The organism is Escherichia sp. WS1450 (assembly GCF_046487395.1).
In the GTDB taxonomy this organism is placed as follows: Bacteria; Pseudomonadota; Gammaproteobacteria; order Enterobacterales; family Enterobacteriaceae; genus Escherichia; species Escherichia coli.
Genome location: NZ_JBJQJO010000001.1, coordinates 118,404 through 137,909 on the forward strand (window position 1 = coordinate 118,404; position 19,506 = coordinate 137,909).

General features: G+C 51.1%; 21 protein-coding genes. 7 read left to right on the forward strand and 14 right to left on the reverse strand.

Annotated features, from left to right (window positions below; genetic code table 11):
• Positions 1 to 76: 76 nt before the first annotated feature.
• Positions 77 to 598, forward strand: a complete 522-nt coding sequence (gene sodC, locus ACJHYR_RS00600) for a superoxide dismutase [Cu-Zn] SodC (RefSeq protein ID WP_001306106.1) — start codon at positions 77 to 79, stop codon at positions 596 to 598.
• Here sodC and ACJHYR_RS00605 read toward each other — a convergent pair whose 3' ends face one another.
• The 3 genes from ACJHYR_RS00605 to ACJHYR_RS00615 are packed head-to-tail and all read right to left on the reverse strand — an operon-like array spanning position 599 to position 3,707.
• Positions 599 to 2,611: an FUSC family protein gene (locus ACJHYR_RS00605; RefSeq protein WP_021564404.1), complete on the reverse strand. Its 2,013-nt coding sequence runs from the start codon at positions 2,609 to 2,611 to the stop codon at positions 599 to 601.
• Positions 2,611 to 3,468 carry an HlyD family secretion protein gene (locus ACJHYR_RS00610; RefSeq protein WP_001300356.1) on the reverse strand — a complete coding sequence of 286 codons (858 nt, stop codon included), beginning with the start codon at positions 3,466 to 3,468 and terminating at the stop codon, positions 2,611 to 2,613. Before ACJHYR_RS00610 ends, ACJHYR_RS00605 begins: the two co-directional genes overlap by 1 nt.
• Before the next feature lie 2 nt (positions 3,469 to 3,470).
• Entirely contained in the window at positions 3,471 to 3,707 is a 237-nt protein-coding gene (locus tag ACJHYR_RS00615) for a DUF1656 domain-containing protein (RefSeq protein WP_000670998.1), read from the reverse strand.
• Positions 3,708 to 3,907: 200 nt separating this feature from the next.
• Here ACJHYR_RS00615 and slyA point away from each other — a divergent pair, with 200 nt between their 5' ends.
• Positions 3,908 to 4,342, forward strand: a complete 435-nt coding sequence (gene slyA, locus ACJHYR_RS00620; RefSeq protein WP_000445640.1) for a transcriptional regulator SlyA — start codon at positions 3,908 to 3,910, stop codon at positions 4,340 to 4,342.
• 46 nt (positions 4,343 to 4,388) lie between these two features.
• Here the strand turns inward: slyA and slyB are convergent, their stop codons facing one another.
• Positions 4,389 to 4,856 carry an outer membrane lipoprotein SlyB gene (gene slyB, locus ACJHYR_RS00625; protein WP_059328071.1) on the reverse strand — a complete coding sequence of 156 codons (468 nt, stop codon included), beginning with the start codon at positions 4,854 to 4,856 and terminating at the stop codon, positions 4,389 to 4,391.
• A gap of 273 nt (positions 4,857 to 5,129) precedes the next feature.
• Between slyB and anmK the strand changes: the two genes are divergently transcribed.
• From anmK to pdxY, 5 genes are all read left to right on the forward strand, one after another.
• Positions 5,130 to 6,239, forward strand: coding sequence for an anhydro-N-acetylmuramic acid kinase (anmK, locus tag ACJHYR_RS00630; protein ID WP_000835077.1), 1,110 nt, complete (start codon positions 5,130 to 5,132; stop codon positions 6,237 to 6,239).
• 97 nt (positions 6,240 to 6,336) lie between these two features.
• Positions 6,337 to 6,666, forward strand: a complete 330-nt coding sequence (mliC, locus tag ACJHYR_RS00635) for a C-type lysozyme inhibitor (RefSeq protein WP_000061974.1) — start codon at positions 6,337 to 6,339, stop codon at positions 6,664 to 6,666.
• 58 nt (positions 6,667 to 6,724) lie between these two features.
• Positions 6,725 to 7,381 carry a pyridoxamine 5'-phosphate oxidase gene (gene pdxH / locus ACJHYR_RS00640; RefSeq protein WP_001282319.1) on the forward strand — a complete coding sequence of 219 codons (657 nt, stop codon included), beginning with the start codon at positions 6,725 to 6,727 and terminating at the stop codon, positions 7,379 to 7,381.
• 128 nt (positions 7,382 to 7,509) lie between these two features.
• Complete coding sequence (gene tyrS / locus ACJHYR_RS00645) at positions 7,510 to 8,784, forward strand: tyrosine--tRNA ligase (protein ID WP_001295400.1); 1,275 nt, start codon at positions 7,510 to 7,512, stop codon at positions 8,782 to 8,784.
• A gap of 61 nt (positions 8,785 to 8,845) precedes the next feature.
• Positions 8,846 to 9,706, forward strand: a complete 861-nt coding sequence (gene pdxY / locus ACJHYR_RS00650) for a pyridoxal kinase PdxY (protein ID WP_001302086.1) — start codon at positions 8,846 to 8,848, stop codon at positions 9,704 to 9,706.
• 43 nt (positions 9,707 to 9,749) lie between these two features.
• On the opposite strand, the gene gstA is transcribed toward pdxY, so the two are convergent.
• From gstA to ACJHYR_RS00700, 10 genes are all read right to left on the reverse strand, one after another.
• Positions 9,750 to 10,355, reverse strand: coding sequence for a glutathione transferase GstA (gstA, locus tag ACJHYR_RS00655; RefSeq protein ID WP_000765742.1), 606 nt, complete (start codon positions 10,353 to 10,355; stop codon positions 9,750 to 9,752).
• A gap of 105 nt (positions 10,356 to 10,460) precedes the next feature.
• Positions 10,461 to 11,963, reverse strand: coding sequence for a dipeptide/tripeptide permease DtpA (gene dtpA, locus ACJHYR_RS00660; protein ID WP_000100942.1), 1,503 nt, complete (start codon positions 11,961 to 11,963; stop codon positions 10,461 to 10,463).
• Between the two features lie 610 nt (positions 11,964 to 12,573).
• Positions 12,574 to 13,209 (reverse strand): endonuclease III, encoded by a 636-nt coding sequence (gene nth / locus ACJHYR_RS00665; RefSeq protein ID WP_001587106.1) that lies wholly within the window; start codon positions 13,207 to 13,209, stop codon positions 12,574 to 12,576.
• On the reverse strand, positions 13,209 to 13,904 hold the full coding sequence (gene rsxE / locus ACJHYR_RS00670) for an electron transport complex subunit RsxE (RefSeq protein ID WP_059328072.1): 696 nt from the start codon (positions 13,902 to 13,904) through the stop codon (positions 13,209 to 13,211). Before rsxE ends, nth begins: the two co-directional genes overlap by 1 nt.
• Before the next feature lie 3 nt (positions 13,905 to 13,907).
• Positions 13,908 to 14,528, reverse strand: coding sequence for an electron transport complex subunit RsxG (gene rsxG / locus ACJHYR_RS00675; protein WP_000920788.1), 621 nt, complete (start codon positions 14,526 to 14,528; stop codon positions 13,908 to 13,910).
• 3 nt (positions 14,529 to 14,531) lie between these two features.
• Complete coding sequence (gene rsxD, locus ACJHYR_RS00680) at positions 14,532 to 15,590, reverse strand: electron transport complex subunit RsxD (RefSeq protein ID WP_410233034.1); 1,059 nt, start codon at positions 15,588 to 15,590, stop codon at positions 14,532 to 14,534.
• Positions 15,591 to 17,813: an electron transport complex subunit RsxC gene (rsxC, locus tag ACJHYR_RS00685; protein WP_332214323.1), complete on the reverse strand. Its 2,223-nt coding sequence runs from the start codon at positions 17,811 to 17,813 to the stop codon at positions 15,591 to 15,593.
• Entirely contained in the window at positions 17,806 to 18,384 is a 579-nt protein-coding gene (rsxB, locus tag ACJHYR_RS00690; RefSeq protein WP_000991806.1) for an electron transport complex subunit RsxB, read from the reverse strand. Before rsxB ends, rsxC begins: the two co-directional genes overlap by 8 nt.
• Complete coding sequence (gene rsxA / locus ACJHYR_RS00695) at positions 18,384 to 18,965, reverse strand: electron transport complex subunit RsxA (protein WP_000133193.1); 582 nt, start codon at positions 18,963 to 18,965, stop codon at positions 18,384 to 18,386. The genes rsxB and rsxA overlap by 1 nt, the downstream gene beginning before the upstream one ends.
• Before the next feature lie 76 nt (positions 18,966 to 19,041).
• Positions 19,042 to 19,482, reverse strand: a complete 441-nt coding sequence (locus tag ACJHYR_RS00700; protein ID WP_001587103.1) for a DUF2569 domain-containing protein — start codon at positions 19,480 to 19,482, stop codon at positions 19,042 to 19,044.
• Positions 19,483 to 19,506 lie beyond the last annotated feature (24 nt).

The following is a 19,506-nucleotide window of genomic DNA, read 5'->3' on the forward strand; positions in this document are numbered from 1 at the left end:
TTTTAGGAATAGCCGCCGTTCAAAAATGTGTCACTAGTTTACACTTATTCAGGAATGCACAATGAACGGAGGTCCTATGAAACGTTTTAGTCTGGCCATTCTGGCGCTGGTTGTTGCGACCGGCGCACAAGCTGCCAGTGAAAAAGTCGAGATGAACCTCGTCACGTCGCAAGGGGTTGGGCAGTCAATTGGTAGCGTTACCATTACTGAAACCGATAAAGGTCTGGAGTTTTCGCCCGATCTGAAAGCATTACCTCCCGGTGAACATGGCTTCCATATTCATGCCAAAGGAAGCTGCCAGCCAGCCACCAAAGATGGCAAAGCCAGCGCCGCGGAATCCGCAGGCGGGCATCTTGATCCACAAAATACCGGTAAACATGAAGGGCCAGAAGGTGCCGGGCATTTAGGCGATCTGCCTGCACTGGTCGTCAATAATGACGGCAAAGCCACCGATGCCGTCATCGCGCCTCGTCTGAAATCACTGGATGAAATCAAAGACAAGGCGTTGATGGTCCACGTTGGCGGCGATAGTATGTCCGATCAACCTAAACCGCTGGGTGGTGGCGGTGAACGCTATGCCTGTGGTGTGATTAAGTAATTAAGAGGCCAGCGTACCTTGCGGCGGTGCTTGCTCAAGTTGCGAAAGCGAGCAGTACAGCCGCCAGACAATTGCCGCCAGCTCACGGGCGGCAGGTTGATGATGACGGGCAAGGCTGTCGCAAATCCGCTGTAATTCTTCAAGTGTGGCCGCCAGTGATTTTTGCTGAACGCCACGCTCACTCATCACTCCCCGCAACAGTGAAATACAGTTATCCCGTACTCGCGATAACGGATCGGAACGCGATTCCCAGTCGCGCAATTGCCAGACAACATGAGAACAGTTCAGCAGCACCACACCCCAGCGTAATAACCAACGGCGAGCCAGCGCATCCTGGCTGTTACTCAACTGACTGACGTGATGATAAGTGAGCGATTCAAATTCGCTTTCACTCAGTGTTGGATGGCGGCTTAGCTGATCGACAAAATCCCGGCGCAGCGCGCGAATATGACGACGGCTTTTACGAGCATCCGACCCTGGACGCAAAATGGCGAACGCTAACCACGCCAACGCGACGCCAACGATTTTTGCCAAATTATCGTTAAGAAAATCAGCAAAATCATACACCGGGGGATTAGTGACAGCGATAAACGAACCCATAAAAACAATCAGTTGCCCCCACAGTGCGGCAAATTTGGGCATCTGCAATTTAAGAAGCTGCATTGTCGCCAGCAGTGGAAAGAGAAACAGTAAAAATTGCCACAGATCGCTAATCTGGACCATCAGGCCAAATTTGACCACAAAGCTGAATAGCGAAAGTAACACCAGCGTGCGCATCAGCAGTGACAACGACTTAAACGGTGCTGCGACGGCGGAGTAGAGTACGCAGCTAATTGCTGCCAGCGTTAATGCATTGGCACCGGCATCCCATTGCGATGCAATACTCCATGCGCCAATCATCATCAACGTACAAAATGTACGCAGTCCGCTCCACATAGCTTCGGCGTTATCGGTATGACGAGCCAGGCCGGATGTCCGTGGGAGTCTGGTATGATCATCCACACCGCTTTGCAGACGATGTAATTCCTGACTACTTTGCAGATAAAGGCGGCAAAAATAACGTAGTCGCTGCCAGAAGGCGACGTGCCGGTAGTCGGCGACGTTGGTCGGGCGTAGCGGGGCGATAATACGTGCGACGGTGTAAACATCTGTTTGCGAACTGGCGAGCGCCGTTAGCAACTGTTCGAGAATTTCTCGCGAGGCACCTGGCGGTGAGGGCCAGTTGAGCAACATACGTCGCAGGCTGGAGATGACACTGGTCATACGTAATTGCTGGTGGAGCAGCGCATTAAGGCGTGCGTTTTGCTGGCGAAAACGATAGTGGCTCCAGAAAGCCTGGATACGGAGCAAATTCATGGTCAGTATCTGTCCAATCACCCCCTCATGTGCTGCACGAATGGCATCGGTTGTTTCAGGCTGCCAGAGTAAACTGGCATGTTCCAGTAATCGGGCGTGCATGTTTTTCAATGCGGTTAAAAGGGCAGTAGCATCGGAACTGCTCGGCAGGATCATCATCATCATGCCGCCGCACAAAATACCGACAATCACCTCGCAAACGCGCGCCTGAGCGATATCCCACAGCTGGCTGGCCTCAGTAATATTAACCATCGGAAAGGCGATGATGGCAGCCGTGTAGCCCGCCAGTTGAAATGCATACGCGACATTATTCGTGAAGTGCGCACAGGCCCAGGTACAAAAGCCAAGCCACGCCGCCATGCTCAAAAGAAAAAACCACGGCTCATTGAGCGTATGTCCGGCAAGAAGCAGTGCCGCAATGGCTCCGAGCAAACTGCCAGCGATGCGTCCGAGGCTTTTGCTGATGACACCGCCAACGGTGGGAAAGCTAACCACGGCAGCCGAGGTCATCGCCCAATAGGGTTCATCCAGATTTAAATAATAGGCAACCGTCAGCGCCAGACACATGGCAATGGTATTGCGTAACGCATAACGCCATTGCGCCAGCGTGGCCCTGAACCAGGGCAAATTGCGCAAGGACCATGACGATGCGTTCATTATTGACCTACGGCAATGCTACAGGTGGTGCCCGACACCAGCGTGACATCGCCTGGGACTTTATCCAGCGCAAAGCGGACGGGAACGCGTTGGGCGAGGCGAACCCAGGGGACGTTAGGTTTCACATCCGGAATAAGGCTTGAGTCACTTTCAACGCTCTGATCATAAATCGCCCGACCGATACTGGAAACGTGACCCTGTAACGTTTTGTTATCACTATAGAGGGTTATTTGTGCTGGTGCACCTTCGCGGATATGGCGCAACTTGGTTTCTTCAAAATAACCAATGACGTAAAACGAGTGGCTATCGACAAGAGCAAACAGCGGTTTCCCGGTGTCAGCGTAATCGCCGATGCGGGTAGTAAGATTAGTCACCCATCCGCTCACCGGGGCGCGAATTTCCGTTTGCGCCAGTTGCCATTGTGCCTGTTTCAGCGTCGCCTGTGCGGCATCAACACTGGCCTGCATCGCTTTAACATTGAGGTTAGCGGTATCGAGTTCTTCGGCAGAAATAAAGTTTTGTGAGAGATGACGACGACGATTCGCTTCGTTATTGGCTTTTGCGAGGTCAGATTGCGCTTTCGCCAGCTGAGCCTGCGCGTTCAGCTCGGCGATCTGAAAGGGCGTTTTATCGATCGTGAGCAGAAGATCCCCCGCGTTAACCAGCTGGTTGTCTTTTATATTCAGCTCAACAATACGTCCCGACACCTGAGGGGTGATAGAAACCTGTTCTGCGCGTATTTTCCCGTCGCGTGTCCACGGAGATTGCATGTAATAATTCCACAGCCACCATCCGGCAAGAACCGCAACTACCGCTACAATGATTGTTGAGAAATACTTAATTGTTTTAATTGACATAGTTACCACGCAATCAGTATTGCCAGGGCAAGGCAAACGCAAATCGCAAACAGCGATAAATCCATTAACAAGGGATGCCAGATGTCACCGGCGTAGATCCAGCCACGAAGCAGGCGGTGTACGACAAGCCAGATGACGAATCCAAACGCGAAGGCTTTGAAAAACGGAGGAAAGTAGACGGACGCACCGAACACCAGATCTTGTAAGGGCAATCCTGTTGCATTGAGCATAAACTTCACAAAGTAGATTCCTTTACGACCGAATATATTGCGTTAGATTAATAAATATTCTTTAAGTGCGAAAAATTTACGCGCAATTTCTGAAAAATATGTCTGACGGTAACCAAATGCAGCAATACATTTGTTTTAGCAATACAATTGCTGCACACTATTCTAAAAGCCGCATAATATCTTAGCAAGCTAATTATAAGGAGATGAAATTGGAATCGCCACTAGGTTCTGATCTGGCACGGTTGGTGCGCATATGGCGTGCTCTGATAGACCATCGCCTGAAACCGCTGGAGTTAACACAAACCCATTGGGTTACGTTACACAATATCCATCAGTTACCTCCAGACCAGTCGCAAATTCAACTGGCAAAAGCGATTGGCATCGAGCAGCCATCACTGGTCCGTACTCTGGACCAACTGGAAGAAAAAGGGTTAATTTCGCGTCAAACTTGTGCCAGCGATCGTCGGGCTAAACGTATTAAACTGACGGAAAAGGCAGAGCCGCTGATCAGCGAAATGGAAGCTGTTATTAACAAAACCCGCGCGGAAATTTTACATGGCATCTCCGCAGAGGAACTGGAACAACTGATTAAGCTCATCGCAAAACTTGAGCATAATATCATTGAGTTACAGGCCAAAGGGTGAAATGAAGGAGGCGTGTGGTCAGTAACCTGACCACACGCAAACTTATTTAGCGCGGGGAAACGGTCACCTGACTGCCATTGCTGGCCAGTACGACACGTTGGCCCGGAGAGAAACGAGTGTTGCCTTGTTTCTGTACCACCATGATGGTATTACCATCGTCTTTACGAATTTCCAGCTCGACACCCTGCGTTTTGTTCATTGCACTCTGTACGCCCTGACCGGCTACGCCACCTGCAACAGCGCCTGCTGCAGTAGCCAGAGAACGCCCGGTTCCGCCACCAACAGTATTCCCCAGGAAACCACCAAGAACAGCACCGCCAATTGCGCCGATAACGTTGGAATCATCACCGCCCTGAATCTGTACCGGACGTACGTTAACGATGGTGCCATAGCTGACATTCTGTACTTGTTTCGCTTCAGAAGCGGTATAAACATCCCCTGACAGGGTGTCGTTATTAACACAACCGACAAGAGACAGACCTACCATTGAAACAACCAATAAGCGTTTAATCATTGAAAAATCTCCTGTTCACCATGAAACGCCACGCAAGCATCCCTCATGGTCAAAGTATATGGCATATGTGAATCCATGGTTACATGTTCTACCAAATATGAGCAAATCATAATGAAAGTAGGATCAACCAATTATAAACAAAACATTCATGATGATTATTGATTTGAAGATAATGTTTTACTACCAACGGTAAAAATCGGTCATTCCGCATAGTATTCACGAAAAGTTTATGTTTGAGTGGTGCGCAAACGTCAGATTGAAAAAGGATGAACTATGAAATCGGGCCGCTTTATTGGCGTTATGTCAGGCACCAGCCTTGATGGTGTTGATGTTGTGTTGGCGACAATTGATGAACACCGGGTCGCACAGCTGGCAAGTTTGAGCTGGCCGATCCCGGTGTCTCTGAAACAGGCTGTACTGGATATTTGCCAGGGCCAGCAGCTTACACTTTCGCAGTTTGGACAACTTGATACTCAACTCGGGCGACTTTTTGCTGATGCGGTCAATGCCTTGCTTAAGGAACAAAACCTGCAGGCGAGAGATATCGTTGCGATCGGCTGTCACGGTCAAACCGTCTGGCATGAACCGACGGGCGTGGCACCACACACTTTACAGATTGGCGATAACAATCAAATTGTGGCACGCACCGGAATTACGGTTGTCGGTGATTTTCGCCGTCGCGATATTGCCTTGGGAGGACAAGGCGCACCGCTGGTACCTGCGTTCCATCATGCGCTGCTGGCTCACCCAACCGAGCGACGAATGGTGCTCAATATTGGTGGCATCGCCAATCTGTCACTGCTCATTCCTGGGCAGCCGGTAGGGGGCTACGATACCGGTCCTGGTAACATGCTGATGGATGCCTGGATCTGGCGTCAGGCAGGTAAACCTTACGATAAAGATGCCGAGTGGGCACGGGCGGGTAAAGTCATTCTCCCACTGCTGCAAAATATGCTTAGCGACCCGTATTTCTCGCAACCTGCACCGAAAAGTACCGGACGCGAATACTTTAACTACGGCTGGCTGGAGCGCCATTTGCGCCATTTTCCGGGTGTTGATCCCCGAGATGTACAGGCGACACTGGCAGAACTCACCGCCGTGACCATTTCTGAACAAGTTTTGTTGAGCGGTGGCTGCGAACGATTGATGGTATGTGGTGGAGGAAGTCGTAATCCGCTACTCATGGCGCGTCTGGCGGCATTACTGCCAGGCACAGAAGTCACCACCACCGATGCCGTTGGCATTAGTGGCGATGACATGGAAGCATTGGCTTTCGCCTGGCTTGCCTGGCGGACGCTGGCGGGATTACCAGGAAATCTGCCTTCCGTCACTGGCGCAAGCCAGGAGACGGTACTCGGGGCTATTTTCCCCGCTAACCCGTGATATCAGAGTTAACTGAATTTTTCTTACCGCGTCTGCCGTTACACTTGGAACGTTAGGGAGGGCGTATTGCCCTCCAGACCAGGAAAGTCTTCGGGATATGTCTATGAAAAAACTGTTACTGATCTGTTTGCCGGTCCTTCTCACCGGCTGTAGCGCGTTCAATCAACTGGTTGAGCGCATGCAAACCGATACGCTGGAATACCAGTGTGATGAAAAACCGTTGACGGTCAAACTGAATAATCCGCGCCAGGAAGTCAGTTTTGTTTACGATAATCAACTACTGCATCTCAAACAGGGCATTTCTGCGTCTGGTGCACGTTACACCGACGGGATCTATGTTTTCTGGTCGAAAGGCGAGGAAGCGACTGTCTATAAACGCGACCGCATCGTCTTGAATAACTGTCAGTTACAAAATCCACAGCGTTGAGATTTTTCCAGGGGCGGCGCACAATAGCGTCACCCACTGACAATCCGTAAAGAAAACCATGTCTGATAACGACGAATTGCAGCAAATCGCGCATCTGCGCCGTGAATACACCAAAGGCGGATTACGCCGCCGCGATCTTCCCGCCGATCCATTAACCCTTTTTGAACGCTGGCTCTCTCAGGCGTGTGAAGCCAAACTGGCGGACCCTACCGCGATGGTGGTCGCTACCGTGGATGAACATGGTCAGCCTTATCAGCGCATCGTTTTACTCAAACATTACGACGAAAAAGGCATGGTGTTTTACACCAACCTCGGCAGCCGTAAAGCACATCAAATCGAAAATAATCCGCGCGTTAGCCTGCTGTTCCCGTGGCATACCCTTGAGCGCCAGGTGATGGTGATCGGTAAAGCGGAACGACTTTCGACTCTCGAAGTGATGAAATATTTTCATAGCCGCCCGCGTGATAGCCAGATTGGTGCATGGGTTTCGAAGCAGTCCAGTCGCATTTCTGCCCGCGGTATCCTTGAAAGTAAATTCCTGGAGCTGAAGCAGAAGTTTCAACAGGGCGAAGTGCCATTGCCGAGTTTTTGGGGCGGTTTTCGCGTCAGCCTTGAACAGATTGAGTTCTGGCAGGGCGGTGAGCATCGCCTGCATGACCGCTTTTTGTACCAGCGTGAAAATGATGCGTGGAAGATTGATCGTCTTGCCCCCTGAAAAGATGCAAAAATCTTGCTTTAATCGCTGGTACTCCTGATTCTGGCACTTTATTCTATGTCTCTTTCGCATCTGGCGAAAAGTCGTGTACCGGCAAAGGTGCAGTCGTTATATACATGGAGATTTTGATGGCAAGCAGTAACTTGATTAAACAATTGCAAGAGCGGGGGCTGGTAGCCCAGGTGACGGACGAGGAAGCGTTAGCAGAGCGACTGGCGCAAGGCCCGATCGCGCTCTATTGCGGCTTCGATCCTACCGCTGACAGCTTGCATTTGGGGCATCTTGTTCCATTGTTATGCCTGAAACGCTTCCAGCAGGCGGGCCACAAGCCGGTTGCGCTGGTAGGCGGCGCGACGGGTCTGATTGGCGACCCGAGCTTCAAAGCTGCTGAGCGTAAGCTGAACACCGAAGAAACTGTTCAGGAATGGGTGGACAAAATCCGCAAGCAGGTTGCCCCGTTCCTCGATTTCGACTGTGGAGAAAACTCTGCTATCGCGGCGAACAACTATGACTGGTTCGGCAATATGAATGTGCTGACCTTCCTGCGCGATATTGGCAAACACTTCTCCGTTAACCAGATGATCAACAAAGAAGCGGTTAAGCAGCGTCTCAACCGTGAAGATCAGGGGATTTCGTTCACTGAGTTTTCCTACAACCTGTTGCAGGGTTATGACTTCGCCTGTCTGAACAAACAGTACGGTGTGGTGCTGCAAATTGGTGGTTCTGACCAGTGGGGTAACATCACTTCTGGTATCGACCTGACCCGTCGTCTGCATCAGAATCAGGTGTTTGGCCTGACCGTTCCGCTGATCACCAAAGCAGACGGCACCAAATTTGGTAAAACTGAAGGCGGCGCAGTCTGGTTGGATCCGAAGAAAACCAGCCCGTACAAATTCTACCAGTTCTGGATCAACACTGCGGATGCCGACGTTTACCGCTTCCTGAAGTTCTTCACCTTTATGAGCATTGAAGAGATCAACGCCCTGGAAGAAGAAGATAAAAACAGCGGTAAAGCACCGCGCGCCCAGTATGTACTGGCGGAGCAGGTGACTCGTCTGGTTCACGGTGAAGAAGGTTTACAGGCGGCAAAACGTATTACCGAATGCCTGTTCAGCGGTTCCTTGAGTGCGCTGAGTGAAGCGGACTTCGAACAGCTGGCGCAGGACGGCGTACCGATGGTTGAGATGGAAAAGGGCGCAGACCTGATGCAGGCGCTGGTCGATTCTGAACTGCAACCTTCCCGTGGTCAGGCGCGTAAAACCATCGCCTCCAATGCCATCACCATTAACGGTGAAAAACAGTCCGATCCTGAATACTTCTTTAAAGAAGAAGATCGTCTGTTTGGTCGTTTTACCTTACTGCGTCGCGGCAAAAAGAATTACTGTCTGATTTGCTGGAAATAATGCATTAAGTGGAAAGGGGGAGTGAGAAATCACTCCCCCTGGTTTTTATACAGGGAACATGATGAAAAATATTCTCGCTATCCAGTCTCACGTTGTTTATGGTCATGCGGGTAACAGTGCGGCAGAGTTTCCGATGCGCCGCCTGGGCGCGAACGTCTGGCCGCTGAACACCGTTCAATTTTCTAATCACACTCAATACGGCAAATGGACTGGCTGCGTGATGCCGCCCAGCCATTTAACCGAAATTGTGCAAGGCATTGCCGCCATTGATAAATTACACACCTGTGATGCCGTATTAAGTGGCTATCTGGGTTCGGCGGAGCAGGGGGAACATATCCTCGGTATCGTTCGTCAGGTGAAAGCAGCGAATCCGCAGGCGAAATATTTTTGCGATCCGGTAATGGGTCATCCGGAAAAAGGCTGTATCGTTGCACCGGGTGTCGCAGAGTTTCATGTGCGGCACGGTTTGCCTGCCAGCGATATCATTGCGCCGAATCTGGTTGAGCTGGAGATACTCTGTGAGCATCCGGTAAATAACGTCGAAGAAGCGGTTCTGGCAGCGCGTGAACTCATTGCGCAAGGGCCACAAATTGTGTTGGTTAAACACCTGGCGCGGGCTGGCTACAGCCGTGACCGTTTTGAAATGCTGCTGGTTACCGCCGATGAAGCCTGGCATATCAGCCGTCCGCTGGTGGATTTTGGTATGCGCCAGCCGGTAGGTGTTGGTGATGTGACGAGCGGTTTACTGCTGGTGAAACTGCTTCAGGGGGCAACGCTGCAGGAGGCCCTGGAACATGTGACCGCTGCAGTATACGAAATCATGGTGACCACCAAAGCAATGCAGGAATATGAGCTGCAAGTGGTTGCTGCTCAGGATCGTATTGCCAAACCAGAACATTATTTCAGCGCAACAAAGCTCTGAAATATCTCATTTCGGCCCACAACGACCTGTGGGCCGATGGCTATTACTTTAAGCCTTCCGCTGACAGCGCGTCTTGTACTTCCGGACGTTCAGCCATACGTTGCATAAATGCCGCAATGTGCTCTAACCCTTCCAGATTCAGTTTCACCGCGTATGCCCAGCGCAGAACCGTAAACAGATAGGCATCAGCAATTGTAAATCGTTGCCCGCAGATCCAGTGCTCATCCTTCAGAGCATCGTTCACATATTGCAGTTTCTTCTCCAGCTGCGCGCGAACTGTTGGTTTGTACTCTTCCGGTGTATCAGGGCGAAACAGAGGTGTGAAGCCTTTATGCAGCTCGGTGGCGATGTAATTCAGCCATTCGATGGTTTTATAGCGGGAAATACTGTTTACCGGTGCCAGCAACTGGCGGTCGGGGACGCTGTCGGCAAGATACTGCATAATTGCTACGCCTTCCGTCAACAAAGTACCATCGTCCAGCAGCAATGCAGGCACCTGTCCCTTAGGGTTAACGGCAAAGTAATCGTCACCGTTTTCGAGACGTTTTTTCATTAAATCCACACTGACGAGCGTAAAATCCTTTCCGCTCTCACGCAGGGTGATATGGGAAGCGAGAGAGCAGGCGCCCGGTTTGTAGAACAATTTCATCGGTAACTCCTTTTGTCTGTGGTTTAAAGTATGGTAGTGCGTTGCTGAACAAAAAAAAAGCCGCTAACGAAAAGTTAGCGGCTTGTAAAAAAGTTTCCCTGAATTTTACGCTACAGCAGCTTTCGCCGCTTTGTCTGCAGCGTCATCCTGCGTCATGCGGTGCAGTTTCGGCGCGGTCAGCAGCATCAGTACTGCAATAACGGCAGTAGCGACACCAATCTGCAAGAATACGCGACCATAGACTTCCAGTGACATCAGCGGATCGGTAACGTTATCCGGCACCGCCATCATACCCGCAACATAACCACCAATCAGGTTTGCACCGGCAGTGGTCAGGAACCAGCTACCCATAATGAAGCCCATCAGACGCTGCGGAACGAGTTGAGCAACCATTGCCAGACCCAGACCAGAGATCATAAGTTCCCCGATACTCTGCAGGCCATAGCTTGCGACCAGCCAGCTTACAGACACGATACCTGCGTCAGACGCGAATTTTGCACCCAGCGGCAGAATCAGGAACGCACCAGAACACATCACCATACCGATTGCAAACTTAGTTGGCATCGGCAGGGTATCGCCCATCTTGTTATAGATAGCGGCCAGAATCGGGCTACCAATGATGATCCAGAACGGGTTCAGTGCCTGATACTGCTCAGGTTCTACGGCCAGGCCCAGAATGGTGTGTTCAACGTTACGAATCGCAAAGAAGTTCAGTGACGTTGGCATCTGGCTGTACAGCACGAAGAAGATAATGGCTTCGAGCATCAGGATGAAGGCAACGATCATTTTACGACGCGCAGCACCTTTCATCGCGAAGGCTTCTTTACCGAAGATAACCACGATACCAAAGGCAACAACGCCCAGCGCCATACGCGCAACTTCCTGATTGTGCAGCAGCCAGGTGGCGATAGCGATCAGTGCCACAACACCAATAATGGTCAGCAGCAGGTTACGGTAGTTGATAGGCTCGAAGTCTGGTTTTGAACCGTACTGCTTAACCCAGCGTTGGCAGAAGGCGAAGTTAACGATAGTGATCAGCAGGCCTACAACGCTCAACGCAAACGCAACACTCCAGCCGTATTTCGCGGCCAGCCACGGGGTGGCGATCATAGAGAAGAAAGAGCCGATGTTGACGGACATGTAGTACATGGTGAATGCACCGTCCAGACGCGGGTCGTTTTTCTCATAGCATGTAGAAAGCAGAGAAGACGGGTTAGCTTTAAACAGGCCGTTACCGACCGCAATAGCCGCCATACCCATATAAACGATACCGGCGTCGTGACCAGACCAGGCAACCAGAGCATAACCAATCGCCAGCACAATAGCGCCAAGCATAATTACGCGTTTAGTACCCAGTACCTTGTCACCTAACCAGCCGCCGATAGCGACCAGACCATAAACCAGGGCACTAAAGGAAGAGAAAAGGGTGATTGAATCCGCTTCAGACATACCCAGTTGTTTAACCAGGTAAACAGCCATAATTCCTTGTAGGCCGTAATAACCAAAACGTTCCCATAACTCAATCGAGAAGATGAGATAGAACGCCTTCGGTTGTTTGAAAGCGTTCAAACTGACGCTTTCAGTTGGTTTTTGGTTTGCAGTGGACACTTTTACCTCTTTTTTTACATCCCATATTAACGGGGGTGCTTTCTCGCGTTATGCCTAAAAAACATACGCGCAATTGTTATAGTGGGAGGGGAAACGGCAGGTAATGTTCACTATCTTGCACTTTCAGACAAGTCCTTTGTAATAATCTGTTACATATAACTGAGGCGGGGAATTCAACCATTCCGGGAAATGTTATCCAGCGTTAAATTTTTCAAAAAACGTAACGGCAGATTTTTTCACTACCCTGAGAGGGGGATGATGGCTTAACGGCGATATGTTCTGATATTTAGCGTTTTTCCTAGTGAGATAGTCCAGTTTCTGAAAAATAGCCAGTGTAATGTTTTGTAGGTCAATATTTGTTGCGTGTGTAAATTTAAATGATTTTAACCTAGTTCTTGCAATGTTTTTACATTGCCACAGCATCGTGATCTTGATCACGAATGAATAGAAAATTTCGCTATTAAAAAAACAATTAACCTGCATTTTTGGTTATCCGCAAACGGATTACCTGATGATAACGCTAAGCAATGGCATCATTGACGTTAAAAAGATGTTTTAAAAGAGGATAAAGAAAGGTTATGAATGGGGTAATCGGTGTTACCCCTTTTCTTCAGATGTCAACTTTCTCTTTGTATTCACAAAGATCTTCAATAATACAAGAGCCACAGCGAGGCTTGCGGGCAATACAGGTATAACGCCCGTGCAGGATCAACCAATGGTGGCAGTCGATTTTAAACTCTGCCGGAACCACTTTCAGTAGCTTTTCTTCTACCTGTTCGACGTTTTTCCCCGGCGCAAATTGAGTACGATTACAAACGCGGAAAATGTGCGTGTCGACAGCAATAGTCGGCCAGCCGAATGCAGTGTTTAATACGACGTTGGCTGTTTTACGACCTACACCAGGCAGGGCTTCAAGCGCAGCACGATCTTCCGGAACCTCGCCATTATGCTGTTCCAGTAAGATACGGCAGGTTTTGATGATATTTTCTGCTTTGCTGTTATAAAGCCCAATGGTTTTGATATAGGTTTTCACCCCTTCGACGCCCAGTTCAAGCATCGCTGCAGGTGTATTAGCCACCGGGTAGAGTTTCGCCGTCGCCTTATTAACACTGACATCGGTCGCCTGAGCGGAAAGCAGTACGGCAATCAGCAATTCAAAAGGCGAACTGAAATTAAGCTCGGTGGTGGGATGAGGATTGTTCTCACGCAGGCGAGTGAGGATCTCCAGGCGTTTTGCTTTGTTCATCAGACATTCCCTGTTTCACCGTTTGGCAATGCACGTTCGGCAGCTGCTTCAGTATGGCGCTTTTTCATTCTTTCATCAATCAGGTATTTTCCTGCCAGCATCAGTCCCAGGCCAATAAATGCACCTGGTGGCAGCATCGCCAGCAGGAAAGGGGAGTCGGTGTGGAAAATTTCCACGCGTAATACTTTTGCCCAGCTACCTAACAGCGCATCTGCACCGTCAAACAACGTGCCATTGCCGATTATTTCGCGTAGTGAACCCAGCACGAACATGGCGCAGGTTGCGCCCATACCAATTGAAAAGCCGTCCAGTGCCGAAAGCGCCGGACCTTTTTTGGCGGCGAAGGCTTCAGCGCGGCCCACAACGATACAGTTAGTGACAATCAGCGGAATAAAAATCCCTAATGATTGATACAGGCCAAAGGCGTAGGCGTTGATCAGCATCTGTACAGCGCTGACCACCGAGGCGATGATCATCACGTAAATGGGAATGCGGATCTCGGCTGGCGTCCAGTGACGCAGCGTCGAAATGGTCAGGTTGGTCAGCGTCAGTACCAGCGTAGTCGCAAGTCCTAAACCCAGGGCGTTGGTGGCAGTGGACGTGACCGCCAATAGCGGACAGAGGCCGAGCAACTGGACCAGCGCAGAGTTGTTTTTCCACAACCCCTGAACAATAACGTCTTTAATTTCGCTCACGCTTTATTCTCCACAGGCAGGAAGTTGAGAAAGTTGTGCCGGTAACGTCTGAGCGTACAATCCGGCGCGTTTTACCGCATTTACCACCGCGCGCGGAGTAATCGTCGCGCCGGTGAACTGGTCGAAATTACCACCATCTTTCTTCACCGCCCAGTGCGCATCATCCGCACCACTGATTTTTTTACCCGCAAAATGGGTGATCCAGTCAGAAAGGCGCAGTTCGATTTTATCGCCAAGCCCTGGCGTTTCGTGGTGCTCTGTCACGCGCGTGCCTAGTACCGTGCCGTTAAAATCGGCTCCCACCAGCAGCTGAATTGCACCAGAATAGCCATCTGGCGCGGTTGCTTCCAGAACGGCGGCTACAGGTTTGTCATCCTGTTTGGCGATGTAAACCCGATGCTCACCTTTACCTAACTCTGGCGCAGTGACCAGATAGCAACTCTGTGCCAGCGCATTGTTATAGCGTTCGGCTGGCAGCACCTGATCAAATAACGCCTTTTGTTGCAGACTGGCCTGTTCAGCAATTGTCGTTTTGGTCATCTGGTTGATGGCCGCAGTTAACCCTGTAGAACCCGCTGCAAATAGTGCCAGTGTAATGCCGTGTTTTCGGATAGTTTTCAGCATGGTTTACCCTTTGCGATGGCCGTAGACGTGCGGACGCGTGTAGTAATCGATCAGAGGAACCGTGATGTTCGCCAGCAGGACGGCAAAAGCCACGCCGTCAGGATAGCCGCCGAAACTGCGGATCAACCAGACTAATAAACCCGCCAGCGCGCCGAAAATAAGACGACCACGATTGGTCGTAGAAGCAGTAACCGGGTCAGTCAAAATAAAGAATGCGCCGAGCATAGTCGCACCAGACAGCAGATGAATTTGCGGTGATGCCAGTGTTTCTGGTGAGAACAACCAGCCCAACGTTGCGCATAACGCCAGCGTTACTAAGAAGCTGAGGGGAATATGCCAGCGAATCGCTTTCTGCCATAGCAACCACACGCCGCCAGCCAGCCAGGCGAGATTTACCCATTGCCAACCAGCGCCCGCCAGAATACCGCTGTAGATCGGATATTGCATAATCTGTTCAACCGAATGACCGGCACGGACAGAGGTTTTAAATGTATCCAGCGGTGTCGCCTGACTAATGCCATCAATACCTAAGCGTAGCGTGTTCATATCACCACCACTGGTGGTATGTCCGCTGAAAATAACCTGTATGGCGTCGATAAAACCAGGGATGTTGACCGCAATTTCATGTGGCGGTAACCAGCTGGTCATCTGCACCGGGAAGGAGATCAGTAAGACCACATAACCAATCATTGCCGGATTAAACGGGTTTTGCCCCAGACCGCCATACAACTGTTTAGCGATGATCACCGCAAACACCGTACCCAGCACGACCATCCACCATGGCGCGAGGGGGGGAATACTTACCGCCAGCAATAAGCCTGTCAGCAATGCTGAGTTATCTTTCAACGTTGCGGCTACCGACTGCTTGCGTAGTTTGAGTACGAGAGCTTCGGCTAACAGAGCACTGACCGACGCCAACAGGATCTGAACGAGAGTACCCCAACCAAAAAACCACAGTTGCGCTGCGATTCCTGGCACGGCTGCGAGCAACACCAACAGCATAATGCGCGATGTCTGGCGCTGGTTATGGGTATAAGGGGAGCTAGCTATTCTGAATACCATTTAGTCCTCGTTTACAACCTTTTGCTGGGCGGCTTTTTTGGCCTGAACGCGGGCAATAGCCGCGGCAACTGCCGCTTTGCGCGGATCAACCTGTTCTTCTGGTTCTGCGTTAGCCTGTTGCTGTTCCAGCTTGCGTGCTTTGGCGCGTGCAATAGCCGCTTCGACGGCCGCTTTGCGCGGATCGACCTGTTCTTCTGGTTCTGCGTTAGCCTGTTGCTGTTCCAGCTTGCGCGCTTTGGCACGGGCAATAGCGGCTTCGACGGCAGCTTTGCGCGGATCGACCTGTTGTTCTGGCTCGGCATTAGCCTGTTGCTGTTCCAGCTTGCGTGCTTTGGCACGGGCAATAGCGGCTTCGACGGCGGCTTTGCGCGGATCGACCTGTTGTTCTGGCTCTGCGTTAGCCTGTTGCTGTTCCAGCTTGCGTGCTTTGGCACGGGCAATAGCGGCTTCGACGGCGGCTTTGCGCGGATCGACCTGTTCTTCTGGCTCTGCGTTAGCCTGTTGCTGTTCCAGCTTGCGCGCTTTGGCGCGGGCGATAGCGGCTTCAACGGCAGTTTTACGTGGATCAGCAACGGTTGCTGCGTCGTTAGTTTGCTGCAGTTCTGCCTGTTTCGCTCTGGCTTGCGCTTTACGGGCTTCCCGTGCTGCAATAATTGCACTGTTATCCGGGCGTTCGCCCGCTTTAATCACAATAGGCTGTGTAGCCTGGGCCTGTTTCTCTTTCACCCGCGCCAGAGCGGCAGCAATCGCATCTTTATCTTTGGCTGCAGGTTGAACGGCTGCGCTCTTATGTCGTTCAAGGCGAGCCGCTTTTTCGCGCTCAAGGCGAGCCTGGCGCGCTTCGAAACGCGCTTTGGCTTCTGCGGCGCGCTTTTCTTCCTGACGAATAGCCGCAATTTCAGCTTTTTCCTGACGGAAATATTGCACCAGGGGAATATTGCTCGGGCAAACCCACGCGCAAGCCCCACATTCAATGCAGTCGGCAATGTTATGCGTGGTGGCTTTATCGTGTTGCTGACCTTTGCTGAACCAGTACAACTGTTGCGGCAAAAGATCCGCAGGGCAGGCGTCAGCACAGGCGCTACACCGGATGCAGCTTTGTTCTTCCTGTGATTCGCCAAGTTCATTGGCAGAGGGAGCTAACAGACAGTTGGTAATCTTTACGACCGGGACATCCAGCCATGGCAAGGTAAAGCCCATTAACGGGCCGCCCATAATCACCATTTGATCGGCAGGGGGGCAGAATCCGGCATCATTCAATAAATGACGCACTGGCGTACCCAGCCGTGCCCAGACGTTGCCCGGGCGTGCGATTGCTTCGCCAGTCAGGGTCACGACACGCTCGGTAATCGGTTCGCCATCAATAACGGCACGTTTCACTGCATAAGCAGTGCCGACGTTTTGCATTAATACGCCGATATCGGATGAACGCCCGCCATGTGGAACCTGCTTCCCGGTCAGAATGTAGGTTAATTGTTTAGCGCCGCCAGAAGGATATTTGGTTGGAATCACCCGCAGAGAAATATCGTGAGAGTTCGCCAGCACCGCGCGCAGCATGGAAATCGCCTGCGGTTTGTTATCTTCAATGCCGATAAGAATTTCGCGTGGCTGCAGAATATGCGCAAGAATGCGAATACCCTCTACGACCTGAGCCGCGCAATCCTGCATCAAACGGTCATCGGCGGTAATGTACGGCTCGCACTCAGCAGCGTTGATAATCAACGTTTCAATCTTATCTCCGCCGCCCTGCAATTTAACGCCTGTCGGGAATCCCGCACCACCCAGCCCGGCAACACCAAACTGATGAATACGCTCGATTAACTCTTCGCGACTGCGAGAGCGATAATCGTCCCAGCCGTCGCGCGGGATCCAGCAGTCTTCGCCATCGGCATCAATAATCACGCTTAATTCAGCTAAAGCTGAAGGATGAGCCGTAGAGTGGGGCGCAATAGCCGTAACGGTACCCGAGGTGGGCGCGTGAACTGGCAGCATTTTGCCGCGTCCACGGGTAAGCGGCTGGCCGCGCAGTACTTTATCGCCGACGCTAACGCACAACTCACCTTCAGCGCCAATATGTTGTTTCAGTGGTATGACAAAACGCTGCGCCAGTGGTACCTGGCGCAGGGGCGTACCGTTGGACTGGGTTTTCATCTCCGGTGGATGGATGCCGCCGTTGAAATCCCAGATTTTATTTTTTCTGAATGCAGAGAATAACTTAAGCATGGTGTTCCACGGGAATGATACGCACGGGAATGGTGTTCAGATCCCATTTCCAGGAGTCAGGTGTTTCTGCAACCGGTTGCAACGAGATGCAGTGCGTCGGGCACGGATCAACACATAAATTGCAGCCCGTACAGAGATCACTCATTACCGTATGCATGGCGCGGGTAGCACCAACGATGGCGTCTACCGGACACGCCTGAATACATTTAGTGCAGCCAATACAGTTATTTTCATCAATAAACGCCACCATCCGCGCAGGCGTTAGCTCTTGCGCTTCGCCATCCAGCGGCTGTGGCTCGACATTAAGCAACTCAGCAATTTTTAGCATCACAGCTTCGCCACCTGGGGCGCAGCGGTTAATTTTTTCACCGTTACAGCTGATGGCTTCCGCGTAGGGGCGACAGCCGGGATAACCGCACTGACCACACTGGCTCTGCGGTAAGATTTCGTCAATTTTCTCAACGACCGGATCGTCTTCCACCGCAAAACGGCGGGAGGCATAACCCAGAATGGCGCCAAACGCCAGGCCCAGCAGGCTCACGGCGGCAACGGCAATCCAGATAGCATTCATTACAACTTCACCAAACCACTAAAGCCCATAAAGGCCAGAGACATAAGACCTGCGGTAATTAACGCAATGGCATTACCGCGAAAAGGTGCCGGGACATCAGCCACAGCAAGGCGTTCGCGGATGGCGGCGAAAAGCACCATCACCAGCGAGAAACCGACAGCGGCGGAAAAACCGTACAGCGCCGACTGCAAGAAATTGTGCCCGAGATTGATATTCAGCAACGCCACGCCGAGCACTGCACAGTTGGTGGTGATAAGCGGCAAAAAAATCCCCAGCAGACGGTAAAGCACCGGGCTGGTTTTGCGCACCACCATCTCGGTGAACTGCACAACCACAGCAATCACCAGAATAAACGCCAGGGTGCGCAGGTAAATCAGATTAAGCGGGATCAAAATCCACGTATCGATAAGCCAGGCGCAAATAGACGCCAGCGTCATCACAAACGTTGTAGCCAGCCCCATGCCCATCGCGGTTTCCAGCTTTTTGGAAACCCCCATAAACGGACAGAGACCGAGAAACTTGACCAGTACAAAGTTATTGACCAGTACAGTTCCGACAAACAGTAACAGGTAGTCAGTCATTTTTCGGCCTGAAATAAAAAAGCCGCCTATTATCCGTTAATCCAGAGCAGGCGACAACAGGTTAACTGTAAGGTTATTACGGATTCACAAACGTCGCTTTCACCCGCGACGAGCGTTTAAAATAGGGGACGATCAATGCGGTTGCCAACAAAGTAAACAGTAACTGGCGAACGGCTATGACATCTTCCACGGGTGAAAAAGCGAACGCTTTTACTGCCAGCAATACGGAAATAAGCAGCCAGATAATATAGTGTTTAGGAACACAACGCCGACGTTTAAAGAAAGCGATGGTCAACCACAGTGTGTAATACCACATGGCGATAGCGGTAATAAAAGAAACGCCCCATAAGATTTGTGTCGTCAGTGCTTGTTCGCCGAGCGTTTGAAATGTTTGCGGAGAAGATAACGCAGCGGTATACAGCAACAACGCCAGCGTCGTACTTAACAGAGCGACTAAAAGCCAGGCCAATGGGCCAAGCAACCAGCCTCCAATACGTTGTGGCGTTGTGGTGGTCATAGGTTCTCCAGAATAGCGACGCAA

Excerpts from the sequence above, each read along its gene's own strand:
- sodC (WP_001306106.1), top strand. The coding sequence starts at position 77 with ATGAAACGTTTTAGTCTGGCCATTCTGGCGCTGGTTGTTGCGACCGGC.
- ACJHYR_RS00605 (WP_021564404.1), bottom strand. The coding sequence starts at position 2,611 with ATGAACGCATCGTCATGGTCCTTGCGCAATTTGCCCTGGTTCAGGGCC.
- ACJHYR_RS00610 (WP_001300356.1), bottom strand. The coding sequence starts at position 3,468 with ATGTCAATTAAAACAATTAAGTATTTCTCAACAATCATTGTAGCGGTA.
- slyB (WP_059328071.1), bottom strand. The coding sequence starts at position 4,856 with ATGATTAAACGCTTATTGGTTGTTTCAATGGTAGGTCTGTCTCTTGTC.
- anmK (WP_000835077.1), top strand. The coding sequence starts at position 5,130 with ATGAAATCGGGCCGCTTTATTGGCGTTATGTCAGGCACCAGCCTTGAT.
- mliC (WP_000061974.1), top strand. The coding sequence starts at position 6,337 with ATGTCTATGAAAAAACTGTTACTGATCTGTTTGCCGGTCCTTCTCACC.
- pdxH (WP_001282319.1), top strand. The coding sequence starts at position 6,725 with ATGTCTGATAACGACGAATTGCAGCAAATCGCGCATCTGCGCCGTGAA.
- tyrS (WP_001295400.1), top strand. The coding sequence starts at position 7,510 with ATGGCAAGCAGTAACTTGATTAAACAATTGCAAGAGCGGGGGCTGGTA.
- pdxY (WP_001302086.1), top strand. The coding sequence starts at position 8,846 with ATGAAAAATATTCTCGCTATCCAGTCTCACGTTGTTTATGGTCATGCG.
- gstA (WP_000765742.1), bottom strand. The coding sequence starts at position 10,355 with ATGAAATTGTTCTACAAACCGGGCGCCTGCTCTCTCGCTTCCCATATC.
- nth (WP_001587106.1), bottom strand. The coding sequence starts at position 13,209 with ATGAACAAAGCAAAACGCCTGGAGATCCTCACTCGCCTGCGTGAGAAC.
- rsxG (WP_000920788.1), bottom strand. The coding sequence starts at position 14,528 with ATGCTGAAAACTATCCGAAAACACGGCATTACACTGGCACTATTTGCA.
- rsxD (WP_410233034.1), bottom strand. The coding sequence starts at position 15,590 with ATGGTATTCAGAATAGCTAGCTCCCCTTATACCCATAACCAGCGCCAG.
- rsxC (WP_332214323.1), bottom strand. The coding sequence starts at position 17,813 with ATGCTTAAGTTATTCTCTGCATTCAGAAAAAATAAAATCTGGGATTTC.
- rsxB (WP_000991806.1), bottom strand. The coding sequence starts at position 18,384 with ATGAATGCTATCTGGATTGCCGTTGCCGCCGTGAGCCTGCTGGGCCTG.
- rsxA (WP_000133193.1), bottom strand. The coding sequence starts at position 18,965 with ATGACTGACTACCTGTTACTGTTTGTCGGAACTGTACTGGTCAATAAC.
- ACJHYR_RS00700 (WP_001587103.1), bottom strand. The coding sequence starts at position 19,482 with ATGACCACCACAACGCCACAACGTATTGGAGGCTGGTTGCTTGGCCCA.